The 16,919-nt window shown below is 39.9% G+C and carries 12 protein-coding genes; 4 read left to right on the top strand and 8 right to left on the bottom strand.

What is annotated here, in order from left to right; all coding sequences use genetic code 11:
- Nucleotides 1-36: 36 nt before the first annotated feature.
- The 7 genes from ACUXV0_RS02010 to ACUXV0_RS01980 all read right to left on the bottom strand — a co-directional run bounded on the left by ACUXV0_RS02010 (nt 37) and on the right by ACUXV0_RS01980 (nt 11,589).
- Nucleotides 37-1,656, bottom strand: coding sequence for a 2-oxo acid dehydrogenase subunit E2 (locus tag ACUXV0_RS02010; protein WP_446191387.1), 1,620 nt, complete (start codon nt 1,654-1,656; stop codon nt 37-39).
- Between the two features lie 89 nt (nt 1,657-1,745).
- Nucleotides 1,746-3,533, bottom strand: a complete 1,788-nt coding sequence (lepA, locus tag ACUXV0_RS02005; protein ID WP_446191386.1) for a translation elongation factor 4 — start codon at nt 3,531-3,533, stop codon at nt 1,746-1,748.
- 67 nt (nt 3,534-3,600) lie between these two features.
- The gene (locus ACUXV0_RS02000) at nt 3,601-5,100 is read right to left on the bottom strand and encodes a capsule assembly Wzi family protein (protein WP_446191385.1); all 1,500 of its coding nucleotides are present in this window, start codon (nt 5,098-5,100) and stop codon (nt 3,601-3,603) included.
- Nucleotides 5,101-5,127: 27 nt separating this feature from the next.
- Complete coding sequence (locus ACUXV0_RS01995) at nt 5,128-6,369, bottom strand: DUF819 family protein (protein WP_446191384.1); 1,242 nt, start codon at nt 6,367-6,369, stop codon at nt 5,128-5,130.
- Between the two features lie 226 nt (nt 6,370-6,595).
- Nucleotides 6,596-9,916 carry a bifunctional amidotransferase subunit GatB/aspartate--tRNA ligase AspS gene (gatB/aspS, locus tag ACUXV0_RS01990; protein WP_446191383.1) on the bottom strand — a complete coding sequence of 1,107 codons (3,321 nt, stop codon included), beginning with the start codon at nt 9,914-9,916 and terminating at the stop codon, nt 6,596-6,598.
- A gap of 1 nt (nt 9,917) precedes the next feature.
- Entirely contained in the window at nt 9,918-11,336 is a 1,419-nt protein-coding gene (locus ACUXV0_RS01985) for an amidase family protein (protein WP_446191382.1), read from the bottom strand.
- Nucleotides 11,326-11,589 carry an Asp-tRNA(Asn)/Glu-tRNA(Gln) amidotransferase subunit GatC gene (locus ACUXV0_RS01980; protein ID WP_446191381.1) on the bottom strand — a complete coding sequence of 88 codons (264 nt, stop codon included), beginning with the start codon at nt 11,587-11,589 and terminating at the stop codon, nt 11,326-11,328. The genes ACUXV0_RS01985 and ACUXV0_RS01980 overlap by 11 nt, the downstream gene beginning before the upstream one ends.
- A gap of 220 nt (nt 11,590-11,809) precedes the next feature.
- On the opposite strand from ACUXV0_RS01980, the gene ACUXV0_RS01975 reads away from it, so the two are divergent.
- From ACUXV0_RS01975 to ACUXV0_RS01960, 4 genes are read left to right on the top strand one after another with little or no spacing between them, the layout of a single operon-like run.
- A complete protein-coding gene (locus ACUXV0_RS01975; RefSeq protein ID WP_446191380.1) occupies nt 11,810-12,622 on the top strand; it encodes an N-acetylmuramoyl-L-alanine amidase-like domain-containing protein in 813 nt (270 codons plus the stop codon).
- 16 nt (nt 12,623-12,638) lie between these two features.
- A complete protein-coding gene (locus tag ACUXV0_RS01970) occupies nt 12,639-13,934 on the top strand; it encodes an aminopeptidase P family protein (protein WP_446191379.1) in 1,296 nt (431 codons plus the stop codon).
- Between the two features lies 1 nt (nt 13,935).
- Nucleotides 13,936-14,841, top strand: coding sequence for a Ppx/GppA phosphatase family protein (locus ACUXV0_RS01965; protein WP_446191378.1), 906 nt, complete (start codon nt 13,936-13,938; stop codon nt 14,839-14,841).
- Entirely contained in the window at nt 14,841-16,406 is a 1,566-nt protein-coding gene (locus ACUXV0_RS01960) for an NFACT RNA binding domain-containing protein (protein WP_446191377.1), read from the top strand. Before ACUXV0_RS01965 ends, ACUXV0_RS01960 begins: the two co-directional genes overlap by 1 nt.
- Here ACUXV0_RS01960 and ACUXV0_RS01955 read toward each other — a convergent pair.
- Nucleotides 16,392-16,853, bottom strand: coding sequence for a hypothetical protein (locus tag ACUXV0_RS01955; RefSeq protein WP_446191376.1), 462 nt, complete (start codon nt 16,851-16,853; stop codon nt 16,392-16,394). The genes ACUXV0_RS01960 and ACUXV0_RS01955 overlap by 15 nt on opposite strands.
- Nucleotides 16,854-16,919: the final 66 nt, after the last annotated feature.

Genomic DNA, 16,919 nt, shown 5'->3' with positions numbered 1-16,919 from the left:
ATTGCAATGCAATCCCCTTTTTTCGGATCAAATATCTTAAACCAACATTCTGGCTGGATCCTCAAGCAACTGCTTCAAAGTAACCAGGAAGGCTGCACCTGAAGCTCCATCCACTACTCTGTGGTCACAAGTCATTGTCACTTTCATGATGTTAGTAGCATAAAACTCACCATTTTTAACGGCTACAGTCTCTTTAATACCACCAACTGAAAGAATACAAGATTCGTTCTTAGGCCCATTAATGATAGAAGTAAATTGCTCTATACCGAACATCCCAAGGTTAGAAACCGTAAATGTGTTTCCTTCCCAGTCAGCCGGTTGAAGCTTACCGCTTTTGGCTTTACCTCCAAGATCTTTTGTAGTCGCAGCCAGAGATGATAATGGTAATGTATCAGCAAATCTAATCACAGGCACTACTAGACCATCTTCAATAGCCACAGCCATACCAATATGAACATGGTGATTTCTGTGAATATGATCATCTCTCCAAGAAGAGTTCACATTTGGATGCTGACGTAAGGCTACACCACAGGCTTTAACTACTAAGTCATTAAATGAGATCTTCACTGGAGAAATCTCATTCATTGAAGCTCTTGCCTTAATCGCCTTATCCATGTTGATTTCCATGGTTAGCTGGAAGGTCACAGCCGTAGATTGAGACTCAGTTAAACTTCTGGCAATAGCTTTACGCATTTGCGTCAGTTTAATTTCTTCTGAAGACTCAGTACCCATCGGCATCGCCATACCAGCTGCTGGTGCGGCTGCAGGAGCTGCTGGTGGTGTGTAATTATCTATATCAGCTTTGATAATTCTACCACCTTCACCTGTACCAGACACGGTGGCTATATCAATACCTTTTTCTTCTGCTAATCTCTTTGCTAGCGGTGAAGCAAGGATTCTTCCATCAGTAGTTGTTTTAGGTGCAGGAGCTGCTGCTGCTTTCGTTTCTTGCTTTGGAGCTTCAGCTTTAGGAGCTGCCGGAGCTTCTTCTTTTTTCGGCTCTTCTGCAGGTGCGGCATCAGCCTGAGCTTCAGCTTTAAGTAAAGTCTCAAAGTCAGCACCTTCTTCACCTATCACAGCAATAACAGAATTAACAGGCACAGCCTCTCCTTCCTTTACTCCGATATGAAGAAGAACTCCTTCGTCATAAGCCTCAAGTTCCATTGTTGCCTTATCTGTTTCGATTTCGGCTAACATATCACCGCTCTCCACTTTATCTCCAACCTTCTTTAACCAGGCATGAATAACACCCTCGGTCATTGTATCACTTAAAAGAGGCATTTTTACCAGCTGAGCATTGATATTCGAAGTATCAATTTTCTCTGCAGCAGGTGCAGCGGCTTCTTCTTTCTTCTCTTCTTTTGCAGGGGCAGCAGGAGCACCACCATCTTCATTCAGTAAGCTTTGGAAGTCTTCACCTTCTTCACCTACAATAGCGATGATAGCATTCACAGGTACGGCGTCTCCTTTTTCTACACCAATATGCAGTAGAGTACCTTCATAATAAGACTCCATATCCATGGTGGCCTTATCTGTTTCTACTTCTGCCAAAATATCACCTGAACTGATTTTGTCTCCAACCTTCACATTCCACGCAGCGATTACGCCTTCTTCCATCGTATCGCTCATTTTGGGCATTCTGATTACCTCTGCCATAATAATTTTATAGGATTTTCTAGTTTTCTATATTGGTTTCAAAAATAAGACATCATACCTAAATCAAGCAGGATGACTCTGAAAAAACCTTAATTAATTTTCAATACCGCCATGAAAGCTTCCTGTGGTACTTCTACAGAACCTATCTGACGCATTCTTTTCTTTCCCTTCTTTTGCTTCTCCAATAGCTTTCTTTTTCTGGAGATATCACCACCATAACACTTGGCCGTTACGTCTTTTCGCATGGCTCTTACCGTTTCACGGGCGATAACTTTAGCACCAATAGCCGCCTGAATAGCAATTTCAAACTGCTGCCTTGGCAATAATTCTTTTAACTTTTCACAAAGCTTCTTCCCCCATTCGTAGGCCTTATCTCTGTGTACAATCGCAGACAAAGCATCTACAGGATCACCATTCAATAGAATATCCAACTTCACTAAAGCCGATTCTTTATATCCTGAAAGGCTATAGTCTAAAGAGGCATAACCTCTAGAGATTGATTTTAGTTTGTCAAAGAAATCAAAAACCACCTCGGCTAAAGGAATATCAAATGTCAATTCAACTCTATCTGAAGTCAGGTATACCTGATTCTTTATAATACCACGTTTATCCATACATAAGGACATGATAGGCCCTACATAATCTGCTGCAGTAATGATCTGTGCATTAATAAACGGTTCTTCCAGCTTCTGGATCAAATTCGGATCAGGCATCTCAGAAGGGGCTGATACAGGTAAACGATCTCCATTCTTTTTCGTCACATAAAACTTCACTGATGGTACCGTAGTAATTACGGTCATGTCAAACTCACGCTCCAGTCTTTCCTGAATGATCTCCATATGGAGCATACCAAGAAAACCACAACGGAAACCAAAGCCAAGTGCAGCCGATGTTTCAGGCTCCCAAACGAGTGAGGCATCATTCAGCTGTAGCTTCTCCATGCACTCTCTTAGTTCTTCGAAATCGGTAGTATCCACGGGATAAATACCTGCAAAAACCATTGGCTTTACCTCTTCAAAGCCCTTAATCATTTGTGGAGACGGCTGGTCAACTCTGGTAATGGTATCCCCTACCTTTACCTCTTTAGCGACTTTAATACCTGAAATCAGATAACCTACATCACCACAGTGAATCTCATCTTTCGGTTGTTTTTTGAGTTTCAAGCTTCCGATTTCATCTGCCTCATACTCTTTGCCCGTGGCCATAAACTTAACCTTATCGCCTTTCTTAATTGAGCCGTTTTTCACACGGAAAATAACTTCAATACCACGATAAGAATTGAATACGGAGTCAAAGATCAAACCTTGAAGCGGAGCTTCAGGATCACCTTTAGGAGCAGGAACTCTATTGACAATAGCCTCCAAAATATCGGTGATACCAATACCTTCTTTGGCAGAAGCCAAAACAATATCATCAGGATCAATTCCAATTAAATCAACAACCTGATCCTTTACTTCCTCAATCATCGCCCCCGGTAAGTCAATTTTATTGATTACGGGTATGATTTCAAGATTATGCTCCAATGCCAGAAAAAGGTTACTGATCGTTTGAGCTTCTATCCCTTGGGCAGCATCTACAATTAGGAGAGCACCCTCACAAGCGGCAATTGACCTTGAAACCTCGTAACTAAAGTCTACGTGGCCGGGAGTATCTATTAAATTTAAGGTGTATTTCTCGTCATTATGAAGATAATCCATCTGGATAGCGTGGCTTTTGATAGTAATTCCACGTTCTCTTTCAAGATCCATATCATCAAGAAGCTGAGCCTGCATCTCACGCTGGGTAACCGTACCGGTAAACTCTAACAGTCTGTCTGCCAGTGTACTTTTACCATGATCAATGTGTGCGATGATGCAAAAATTACGAATATTCTTCACTCAGAAGTATGATTTTGTATGTTAAAACTCTGCAAAAATACCACAAAACCGATGAAAAGAAGAACGCTTACCAAAATCTTTGGTAGGCCATATTGACCCCATAATTATCATTGATTAAATCCCCCTGATCTATCCCTATATTGACCTTCAAAAAGGCATTCGGATTTTTCATAGGAATCAATGTTTGAACCGATAGGGATAATTGGTCTACAGGAGCTATGGGCGTAAAAAGAGCCCCGAAATTTCTACTGTAGGAGAAACGACCAACAACATCAATTTGACTAAGTTGTACGTTCAGCCCCATATAGCCTGCAATAATTCTGTTATTATTATAGAAAATGGCGTCAGGGTAAGATTGTTTTTCGGGTCTGATTTCTTCCTGAGGTACTAAGAAAGGCGTTCCAATAGTTTCGCTTTCATATGCCCAACCATCGATGTATTGCATATGGTTAAAGTAATAGGTCTCCGTTCCAAAATATCGGTCCTCCAGGCCTAAAAGCCTTGGTAGTCCTGACCTGTAAGAACCCTGGTTAGTAGTTCTCAGATACTCGAGAGTCAACTTCTTAAATGCAGAGTTGCCCTTCCTCCTACTCAGGGAAATACCATAAATGCCATCATCCAGATTTGTCAAACTGGAGAATGTCTGGCCTGTTTCAAAAATATTCTGCTTGTAAACCAGCAAATTAAGGTTACCAATATTCGCATCACCTCCTAAATCAATCTGCCCGATGTGATTACCAAAACGATTCATCAGTTCAAACTCACCATAACCTGTAGTGTCATCTCTTAAGGCTTTAGCAGGTATGACCACCTGCTTATACGTGAACCAGTCAGAAGCAAAAGCACCATCTGTAAATCGATCATCATCAGGACCACTTGGTCCGTATTTTGGAGTGCCGCCCCATTGAACATTATGTAATAAGCCTCCGTACAGCCTGATTTTTGATCGTTCTGTTCCTATTCTTCCGTATAGTGATTTTTGATGCAGAAAATAGTCTTTCACAGAGACCTGATCTCCAAACCACCCATGGGCGTAATGGCCTTTCACTCCAAGCCATCTTATAATAAGCTTTTTGTATTCAGGAATAGTAATCCTTACCTGAGGAATACCCAAGGCATTGCCAGACCAGGTAATTGAGCCACTGCTCAATGTAGAATCTACCAAGCCATGAACATCTTTAAATCGCCCTCCGGATAATTCAAATGGTCCAAAATTCAACTTCAAATAAGCCTCGGGTAGAATGACTCTAGCTTGTTGACCTACAATGGTCACAAGATCTACACAGTAATCGGCATGAAAGAATCGGGCTGATGTATCAGTTTTCGACTCTATCATCTGTCTGAAGTACAACGAGTTACCACTTTGAGGCACTGCTCCAAACTGATTTGCCTTCTGCCAAAACGGGATTTTATTATTTAAACTGAAGTAGGACCCTATTTCAAATCCATAATGGAATTTATTTCTGACTCTCGAGGTATCAGACTGTGCTAAAGCCTTACTGCCTTGAAAGAACAAGCCGAGTAAAAGCAAAAGCCGCCAGATATTATTTTTACTTGAAAGAGTCACATATGAAGATAAGCAATTATTAAGCCATCAAAAGCCAGATGCAATTCTTAATAACTGAGCGGTCAAAAAACCTGCATACGTACCTACTGCATAACCCAAAACAGACAAAATAACTCCAACAGAGATTAAGGCAGGATGATAAGCGGCTGCCACTACTGAAGCAGAGGCCGCTCCACCAACGTTTGCTTGAGAACCCACAGCCACAAAGAAATACGGCACTTTAAGCAATTTACCGGCAATAATTACAAACAGAGCATGAATCAAAATCCAAATGAACCCTACCAGAAATAAATAAGGGTTATCTCTTATAGCAACCAAGTTCATTTGCATTCCGATGGAAGCAATTAATATGTAGAGAAAAACGGTAGCTATTTTGCTAGCACCTGTGTATTCTATCTCTCTAACTTTTGTTTGTGATAGGATAATGCCAATCAAAGTAACGATGACCACAACCCAGAAAAAACCAGAGGTCATACTGAACTTGGCCATCTCAGGGTAATTTTCACTGATAAATGGAGTAATGGCATCAGAACATAAATAGGCTATTGCTGTACCACCAAAGCCCACAGCAAGGATTTTCATTAAATCAATGAATGCAGGATTCTTTGATTTTGACTCTGCTTCTGCGGCAATCTTATCTCTAATCTCATCAATCAAACGGGCATCACCTCCAAAAAAACGATTCAATCGATCTTTATTAGCAATACCCAACAGCAAAACAGCAAGCCAACCTTCCGCCATTAAAATGTCAACTGCCACACTTTGAGAAAATAAGTCTACTGATGGCATTAATACTTCCTTTACGGCAGTTTGATTTGCTCCGCCGCCAATCCAACTTCCGGCAATAGTAGAAAGACCTTTCCAAGTTTCTGCATTAAAACTCTCTGGGTTTATCATTTTTACAAGATATACGGCAATTGGCCCTCCCAAAATAACTCCCAAAGTACCGGCCAGAAAGACTAAAACTGCTTTGATGCCTAACTTCTTTAGCATTTGAAGATCAAGACTTAGAGTGAAGAGTAATAAGCAGGGAGGAAGTAAGTATCTACTTACGACCGGATAAACCTGAGAAGACTCACCAGATATAACACCTAGCGAATTCAATATTCCTGGAAGAAAATAACACAACAGAATAGGTGGGAAAAACTTAAAAAAGCGTTGCCAGAGATTACCTCCACTATTCTCCAGGTAAAAGATAAAGTATAAAATTGAGATCAGGAGACCAATGACCACAACGTCATTTTGAAGTAAAGCAGCTTTTTCTTCCATAAAGTGATTTTGGTTAAGACCTAAAAAAAACACACAGTCCCTATCAGAGACTGCGTGTCGCAATTACACTTCATCAACAAACTAAAAACCAAATAATATCTTTAGCTGCGTAAAAATAGAAATAATTTATTTAATCCTTCAACATTTTTAGGACTCATTTGAGCATAAAGTGTATTATTTACACCTTTAGATGAGAATTCGAAAACCCTCATTCCTTAAAAATAGCCTACTTTTTAGCCGTACTTTTGATATTGGCTTCAGAAATTTTCTTATCCGATAATACACTTGGGCTATCAAACATCAGGTCTTCACCAGACCCCGTTTTAGGGAAGGCCATAACCTCTCTGATACTGTTTTTCTTCTCCAAAATCATCATCAATCGATCTACGCCCCAGGCTATTCCACCGTGAGGAGGAGCACCATAATGGAAGGCATCATACATATGGCCTACGCTTTTACGCATATCCTCCATGCCGTAACCCATATTCTTATAAGTAGCCTCTAAAATTTCCGCCTTATGAGCCCTAATCGACCCTCCACCAATCTCGTAACCATTGAGCACCATATCATATTGCTGGGCAATAATACTACCTACATCTTCTCCTTTGAGGTGTTTCTCAATATCCTCGACCTTAGGCATCGAGAACGGATTGTGGGTAAAGGTCCATCGTCCTTCGTCTGTTTTCTCAAAGAACGGGAAGTCAACAACCCATGCCGGACAAAGTTCTTTCGGATTGATCAATTTTAAAATCTGACCTAACTCCTGTCTTACCGCATCCAGAGCCTTGTTCGCCACACTATATTCTGCCGCAGAGAAAAATACAATATCACCAACGGAAGCGTTTGTGGCCTCAATAATTTGAGCACAGATATCTTCACCAAGGAATTTGATAATTGGCGACTGCAGCTCATTTTCATTTACAATGATATAAGCCAAACCACCCAAGCCATGCTCCTGAGCAATTGAGGTCAATTTTTCAATTTGACCTTTAGAAAGCCTTTTCTTCTGAAGCTCTGCACCTACCTTGATACACTTCACAATACCGCCTTCCTCTATCGGTTTCGCAAAAACCTGAAATTCTGTTTCCTTAACGATATCCGTAATGTCTTGCATCTCTAGACCAAACCTTAAATCAGGTCTATCGGTACCGTATTTTTCCATGGATTCATAGTAAGAAATGACCTTGAAAGGATTTAGTTTCCATTTATTCCCATAGATTTTGCCTACGATTTCATTGAAAAGCTTGCTATTGATATCAATGACATCTTGCATACTTACAAATGCCATTTCAATATCCAATTGAGTAAACTCCGGCTGTCTATCTCCACGGCTATCCTCATCTCTGAAACATCTGGCTATCTGAAAATACTTCTCAAATCCACCGACCATCAGCATTTGCTTAAACTGCTGCGGAGCTTGCGGAAGCGTGTAAAACTCTCCCGGGAAATTTCTGCTCGGAACTATAAACTCACGAGCTCCTTCATCGGTACCTGCCGTTAAAATCGGTGTTTCTACTTCAATGAATTCCTCTTCATCCAGGATATCTCTGATGAGCTTGATCACCTTATGACGATTCATGATCGCACGTCTATTCTCAGCACTGCGGTGATCCAGGAATTTAAACTTGAAACGTACAGATTCGTTTGTCTTAGCCGCTCTCTTGATCTCAAAAGGTAGTGTCTTTGAGGCATTTAATACCTCCACATTTCTGGCATCAAGCTCTAATTGACCAGTTTTGATTCCGGGATTGAAATCATCTTCTGCTCTTTTGATGAGAACACCTTGAGCCATAATTACCGACTCAGGCTTGAGGTGAGACAAGTCGTCAAGGTTTTCAAAGTGGGCTCTATCAAGTCTTACTTGAAGGACTTCATAACTGTTATCTCTTAGATCAATAAAGACCAAATCTCCATGATCTCTAACACTAGCCACCCATCCCGCAACTGTCAGTTCCTGATTCAGTTCAGTCTCAGAAATAGCGTTATTCTTGTGCGTTCGATAAAGGTCTTTAACAATTATCTCCTTAAATCTACTGTCGTCCTCCTCTTCAATTTTGGCTTTAGATTGGTCATACGTCTTAGCACGTGTAGACTTACTTGTTCCTCCTTTCTCAGGGTTGAGTGAAGCCAAAATACGCTCACGAATAACCTTCCCCGAGGCACCTTTACCAATGATTTGGATGATCTTCCCGACAAGGATGCCGGCCTTACCCTGATTACCAGCTTTAATCTCTTCAGCTACTGCTGCATTTTCAGCTATAACCTTTCGGACAGCCTCTTCAATAGCGTCATCTGAAATGCTATTTTCTGCGAAATAATTCTTGTAATCGAAAGTATTGTCGGCTAAATAAGCTTTGATGGCATCTTGGAATAAAATCGGAGTGATTTGACCAGCTTTTAGCATCTTCATCATCACAGCCAGATCCTCTGACTTTGTGATACTTTCATAATCCTCAGCTTTGAGATTATTCAATAGTGCTTTAGCAACAAACTCAGTATCCTCCAACTCCTTATTAAGGGCCAAAAACAGATTTGATCGATCAGAATCTGAAGTAAAGAACTTCGCATCCTGCGGGCGAATACCTCCTGAGATTAGTGTTTGCTCTATGGCAAAAGGAAGTAAGCTATGATCTACAGTTATGTTCTTGATCTCTTCCCTAATTTCTACAAAAGGAATATCAGGCTCCAGAGCGTAACGGTAATCTGCCGCGAACTCTTTTTTACGCATGGTCTTGGTTTGCTTCAGCACAGCATCAAACAAAACCGTTGTCTGATCTGGTCTGAAATCACCATTTTCCTGGTAGTACTCAAATTGCTTTGAGATTTCTTCTACCAAAGCTTCCATCATAAATTTGAAGGAGTTCAGGTTCTTTATCTCCGTTCTTGGATTTAGGTCATCTGTACCTTTTTTTCTCAAAGAGACAGAAACATCAGACTTAAACTCTCCTTTTTCGAGGTTAGCCTCTGAGATATTTAAATTCTGTACGATTCTCTGAAGGTACTGAGCATAAGTAGCTGCATCTTTGATATTTCTGATGCACGGCGTAGTAACCACCTCAATAAGCGGTACTCCTCCCTTATTGAAGTCTACCAATGTTTGGTTACGTTCATGCATCAGCTTTGCTGCATCCTCTTCAATATGTACCTGTTCCAGTTCAACTTTAAAAGTTGATCCGTTATCACGGAAACATTCTACCTCACCATCAGGTATGATAGGTTTCTGAAACTGAGTCAACTGGAAATTTTTAGGCAAGTCAGGATATTCGTAATGCTTTCTATCCCAGCAAATCACCTCATTAAAAAAGGATGATTTTACTGCCTTACCAAAATAAATAGCCTTTCTAATAGCCTCGCTGTTAATGGCGGGCAATACACCCATCTGACCAGTACATACTGAACAGATATTGGTATTTGGTTCTTCTGTTTCTTCATTGGCACATGAACAAAACAGCTTGGTTTTGGTATTTAACCTGATATGCGTTTCCAGACCAATGACCAACTCCAGCCCAGCCTCATCTATTTGTTTTGAAAGTACTTCTATATCCATCTTATGAAAGCTCGTTTAGAAAGTTGGCAAATTGAAGAACTTTGGATTCTTCATCTTTAGCAGCTGTGATCTGAAGACCAGTTTCTGTACCCAAAGGTGCTGAAAGTGTTGGTAGTCCACCAAGACTAAAACCTACTGTGTAAGCATCTGAAAGGTACATAGCCAAAGGGTCTTTTAGTGTTTCCCCAACTACCGGTACCGGCCCGGGAGTAACGGGAGATAGAACGATATCCACCTCTGCAAACTCACTGGCAAAACGTTGGTCTATCTCATCTCTTAAAGCACGAGCTTTATTATAAATTTCTTCTGAGTGACCCTGAGATAAAACCTGGTTCCCCCCTACTATCCTTCTTTTAGTTTCTTCTGTAAAGTTCTCAGAACGCGTTATAGCATAAATCTCTTTAAGACTTTCTGCTTCAGCTCTATTACCGTAGTTCGTACCATCTAGCCTCGCCAGATTAGAAGCAGTTTCTGCCATGGCAAGCGTGTAATAGGTCGAAACTAAAGTGCTCGTACCAAAGAAATCAAGTGCTTTCACTTCAATTCCCTTATCTTTCAACTTCTGAATAAGCTCTTTAAATGAAGCTTGAATACCAGCATCAATCGCCTCATTGTCAATGAAGTTTTTGTAGTATCCTACCTTCAAGTTCTTTGCACCATCGGCATTTATCATTTCCTCTGAATCTACTTCTTTAGATTCGTAGGTCGTTTGATCTCTGAAATCCTGACCGCTGATGGCATTCAGAACAATTCTGATATCCTCCAAATTTCTGGCGATAGGCCCTACCACATCAGTAGAAGAAGCATAAGCCATAATTCCATATCTGGAAATTCTGCCATAAGTCGGCTTCAACCCGTATACTTTATTGTATCCAGCTGGCTGTCTTATTGAACCTCCGGTGTCACCTCCAAGAGAAAAGGTCGTATATTTCTTTGCTACATTGACAGCACTTCCACCACTACTACCTCCGGCTACTTTATTTGAGTCCAAAGCATTTTTGGCAGGCCCAAAAACCGTGTTTTCAGTTGAACTACCATGACCGAAAGCATCACAGTTTTCTTTCACAATAGGAATAGCACCGGCGTCCAAAAGCTTTTGCACAGCCGTAGCGGTGTAAGGAGAAACATAACTCTTTAAAAAGTCTGAACTGGCAGAGGCCGGCTGCCCTTGCAATAAGTACACATCCTTTAAGCCAAAAGGAATACCTTCAAGTAAACCTAACTCTTCTCCATTAGCTATTTTAACATCTACTTCTTTGGCTTTGCCCAGTGCAAAATCTTCAAGTAAAAAATTAGCGGTATTTTCTGTACTGCTTTTTAATTCCTCCAGCTTAGATTTTACCAGAGCCTCGCAGCTTATTTTTTTATTCTGTAGGTCAGCATGGAGCTGACGAATATCTGAAACCATCTTATTCTTCAATCACTTTTGATACTACTAAATAGCCGTTCTTTTGCTTAGGAAAGTTAGATCTAATGATCTCTTTTTCCAGATTAGAACTATTGATGACCTGATCTGCACGGAGATTATTTACCCCAGCTATATTGCGAGGATTCATATTAGCCACACCCTTTGAATTGGCATTTTTGATTGCTTCAAAAAGCTGGTCAACAGCCTTAGAAGACTTTGCTCCTTTTATACTGGAAAGTACTTCCAGTGTCATCGTTTTGCTCATTGCTGCTTAGCAGTTTGGAGTGTATTTCAACTCTTTTAGATTTCCTTTTATAGTTCAGTGAGGGCACAGGCCTCTCAAATGAGGCACAAAAGTAAAAAAGTACAAGGAAATAAGCACAGTAAAAGGTAAGAAGCACCAAAATATATTCACAGTTTATTAGGAACGATACGTTTCTTTATCTTCTATCTTTGCCATATCAACAATAAAATAATACGTGCAGATGAAAAAAATCCTTTCCGTTTCTATACTTCTTTTATCATTCTTTTGTCTGCAGGCCCAGGAAGGCTCAGATGAACTTATCGTCTCATTAACTTCTGATTTAAAGAGCACCAACAGATCAGATAAAATGGTGGAAATAGGAAAGAAATTTCTTGGTAAACCATACCTGGCTTTTACTTTAGAATCCCCTCAGGAAAAGCTTATTTGTCGTCTGGATGGATTTGACTGCTACACGTACGTAGAAACTTTATTGGCTTTAACTCACGTCTCTGAACTGGAAAACCCTTCTCTAGAAGACTTTAGAGAATTTATGACACAGTTACGCTACAGAGATGGTTATATTGACGGATACGCCTCCAGAATTCATTATTTCTTTGAATGGGCCAAACATGCCGAAGAATTGGAATTGGTTAAAGACCTGACTCCTGAACTTGGGGTTCTTTATGACAAGCCTATCAATTTCATGAGTACCCACCGCCAGTACTACAAGGCATTCAAAACAAACAACACCATCTGGAATGAAATCAAACAGATGGAAGAAGACCTTTCAGATTATAAATTCTATGAAATTCCAGGATCACAACTAGCAAGTGTTTCAAAAAAAATAAATACTGGTGATATTATCGCATTTACCTCTAAAATTAATGGACTGGACGTGAATCATGAAGGCGTAGCCTATTGGCAGGATGGTGAGCTTCGCTTTATGCATGCCTCCTCTGAGTTTAAGAAGGTAGTGATCGCCGATGAAAGTATTGAAAGCTACATCAATAGAATCTCTAAACACAGAGGTTTAATGGTTTTGAGGGTTCTTTAAGACATTTTTGTATTTCATGAGATATCAAAAAATACCAAATACTCTTTTCGTTAAAAACAGAAGTAAAATAAGCAAAGAGCTGGAAAGCGGTGCAATGGCCATCCTGTGCTCTAATGAAGTACTGCCAACCAATGCAGATGGTCATATGAATTTCAAACAAAATTCAGACCTCTTTTACCTTACGGGAATTGACCAGGAAGACACTTATTTAATTCTTCAGCCTCATCACCCCATTGAAGATAATCGTGAAATACTCTTCATAAGAGAAACAAATGATCATTTAAAGGTTTGGGAAGGTGAAAAACTCACAAAAGACCAAGCCCGAGATATCAGTGGTATTCAAAAAGTGTTATGGTCTCACCAATTTGAATCCTACCTTGAGAGAGCCAGCTCTGAGGTAGAAGTATTTTACTTCAACGCCAATGAACACGATGGCAGAAACACAGCCTTTGTCTCAAAGACAGATCAACTCAATAAGGAAATTCAAGAGAAATATCCTCTTCACTCTGTAAAGCGACTAGCTCCTATTCTGACAAAACACAGGGCTATAAAAGAACCTGAGGAGATAGAATCACTTAAAAAGGCATTAGAGGTTACCAAAAGAGGTTTTTTGCGACTGGCTGATAAGCTCAAACCTGGAATGATGGAGTTTGAACTAGAGGCTCATCTTACGCATGAATTCCTGATGAACAGATCAAGAGGGCATGCTTTCCCACCCATAATGGCTTCAGGAAAAAACGCATGTGTCTTACATTATATCACCAATAATGAAGAATGTAAGGAAGGTGATTTGATACTAATGGATTTTGGTGCAGAGTATGCCAATTATAATGCAGATATCACTCGATGTCTCCCAGTGAATGGTACGTTTAGCCCAAGACAAAAGGAGGTTTATCAAGCTGCGTTAAACGTTTTTCACTTTGCCAAAGAAAGAATTGTTAAGGGCAATACCATGACAGAGTTGAGAAAATCTACAGCTCAAAAAATGGAGGAAGAGTTGATAAACCTTGGCTTGCTTAATAAAGAGCAAATTGCAGAGCAAGACCCTAATTCCCCGTTGTACAGAAAGTATTTTCCTCATGGTGTTTCTCACTATCTGGGTTTAGATGTACATGACGTAGGCCCTAAATACGCCACCTTTGAGCCAGGTATGGTCTTCACCTGCGAGCCCGGTATTTATATCCAGGATGAAGGCATCGGAATTCGGTTAGAAAATGACATCCTCATAACCGAAGAAGGCAATATTGACCTTTGTGCTGATATCCCATTAGAGATTACAGAAATTGAGGATTTAATGAGACAACAAGCTTAATATGAGAGCAATAATAGATCTTGGCACCAATACTTTTCATTTATTGGTTGTTGATAAAGACAATCAAGTACACTTCAAGACCTCTAAGGCAGCAAAGCTAGGTATGGGTGGAATTCAACAAGGAATTATCACCAAGGAAGGGATAGCTCGTGGGGTTGCCGTACTTAAAGAGTTTAGGGAAGAGATCAATAAATATCAGATTAGAGCTGAACAGATTTTTGCCTTTGGCACTTCGGCACTTAGAAGTGCTTCTAATCAGAAGGAAGTTCTGGATACCTTCAAAAATGAAGTGGACATCACTGTTCAGGTAATCTCAGGGGATCGTGAAGCTGAACTTATTTATGAAGGAATAAAACAGGCCGTAGAAATCACGAAGAATTCAGTTATCGTTGATATTGGAGGGGGCAGCGTAGAGTTTATCATTTGTAATGCTTCGGGAATACTCTGGAAGCAAAGCTTTGAAATAGGTGGCCAGCGACTCATGGAATTGTTCTTCCAAACAGACCCTATAGCTCCACATGCTATTTCTAAGATGGATGATTATTTCAGAGAAAAGCTTTTGCCACTGGCCAATGCCTGTCATCAATATCAACCTGAAGTTCTGATCGGTTCCTCGGGAAGCTTTGACACCTTAAATACTATTTACATCAAAGATCAAGGAGCGGAAGAAGCAGCAGAACAAGTAGGCTTTGATTATCCTATGGAGGCCTTCATAAAAGCATATGAGCAGTTCATCACTATGAACCGTGAGGAGCGAATGGCCATACCTGGGATGATTGAGCTTCGCGTAGAAATGATAGTAGTAGCCTCATGTTTAATCAGGTATCTGATCCAAACCTTTAATCTTAGCGAAATCAAAATCTCTAAATATGCCATGAAAGAAGGCATACTCCAGATCACGAGTTAATGCATTGCAATTATCACTTTTTCAAAAGACTTGAAACACCCCTAAGAGAAAAGTTAGTGGGCAAAAAGCTATTGGCCTGTTTCAGTCAGGAGAAAGATGAATTGGTTCTTGGTTTTGGCGACCAAAATGATGAATTCTACATCAAAACCTCTGTAAAATCGACTTTTGGTGGGCTTTATTTCTCAGAAGAATTCCATAGAGCTAAACGCAATTCTGTTGACCTTTTTGAAGAATTGATGGACCGCGAGGTCTTAGAAGTGCTTGTTTTTCAAAATGAAAGAGCCATTTCAATCAAACTGAATGATAGGAAATCCCTTGTTCTTAAAATGTACGGAAACAGGTCAAACGTCCTACATTTTGAAGGTAATGATGTCAAAGAAATCTTCAACCATAATCTTAAAGACGATTTCAATTTGAAATATGCTGACTTTAGTAAGCAGTTATCTCAAACTTTTGAAGACTTCAAGAATGCCGACAACTCACCAAATAAATTATTCCCGACTTGGGGTAAAATCCCGAAAGCCTATTATGAAGCCAATAAGGTAGATAACCAGGAAGCAAATTGGAAGCTGGTGGAATCCATTAACCATATGATGGAGACTTCAAAATTCTATCTTATCGAATTTAATGATGAGCTTCATTTATCACTCCTGCGTTTCCAAAAGGTTATTGATGAATACGAAGACCCTTTTACGGCTTCCAACCGTTTTTACGTCAAAAAACAACAAACAGGACAGCTGGAGAAAGAAAAGAAATCTATCCTGAAAGACCTTCAAAAAAGACTGAAGCAAGGAAAAAGTTACCTTTTGAAAAGTCAATCCAGATTGAATGCTTTATCCTCAGGATTGAGCAATCTTGAAATCGGGCATCTTTTGATGGCTAATCTCCATCAAATTGCTCCGCAACAAAAATTTGTTGAATTAAATGACTTTCAAACAGGCAAACCTGTCCATATAAAACTCAAGAAAGATCTCTCTGCTCAAAAGAACGCGGAGCTTTATTATAAAAAGGCCAAAAAGGAAAAAATCGAGATAGAGATATTAGAGAAGAACATTTCTCAGAAAGAAATGGAAGTTCTGGAACTCGAAGAAGAAATTGAACAAGTCAAAAGTTTAGAGAGCATAAAAGAACTTCGCAAAACGTATAAGCCGGAAACTCCCAAATCTGAAAAAGCAAAAAAAGAAAGCCCTGAAAATCTCTTTAAGACCTTTGAGGTGGATAGTTTTAAAATTTGGGTTGGGAAAAATGCCAAAAATAACGACCTGCTTACATTAAAGTATGCTCATAAAAATGACACCTGGCTTCACGCTAAGGATGTGTCAGGCTCTCATGTGATCATCAAAGATCAAGCAGGAAAAAATATACCTACCAAAGTTTTGGAAACGGCCGCCGGCCTTGCAGCCTGGTTTTCTAAACGCCGAACAGATAGCTTGGTTCCTGTGGCATTAACGCCAAAGAAATTTGTCAGAAAAGTAAAAGGATCTCCCGATGGTCAGGTGATTGTAGAAAAAGAAGAGGTCATTCTGGTTGACCCCATTGACCCTACAGAATTAGTTCACCACTAATCCTGAGCTGGACTTGTAGGTGTATAAGAAATTCACAGACCCAATAGAGTACAACTCTTCTTTCCCTTCCGGAGTTTTGATGTAAACTTCATTTGCCGTGAATCTTATGACGTCTCCGGTTAATGCTTGCTTGTGCAAAGAAGAAATATCTACCAAAGGTGCTTTGGTTCTGATTGAACTTACTTTTCTACCTCTTCGTACCAGATCAACTTTAAATTCTTTCAAAACAAGCTCTCCTTCATCAGAAGAAATAGCTGTTATGTTCAGTTTATTATCTTCAGGTGTCAAGTAAGTTCTGGTAGATAGACACTCTTCATTAGAGGTAACTTTTAACTGAATATGAGAAGGATTATAAACTGGTAGAATTGCTACTTCATTTTGTCCAAAAGAGACATAAGATAGCATTGCCAAAAGGCAAGTGAAGGTGAGTTTTTTCAGTGAAAGCATATACGTAAGTAGGTTTAACACAAATCAAAGCATTGTCTCAGAAAAATCCAATAAAGCCCTTGAAAT

The organism is Jiulongibacter sp. NS-SX5, from assembly GCF_052828545.1.
This window is presented reverse-complemented; position numbering and strand designations above follow the sequence as displayed.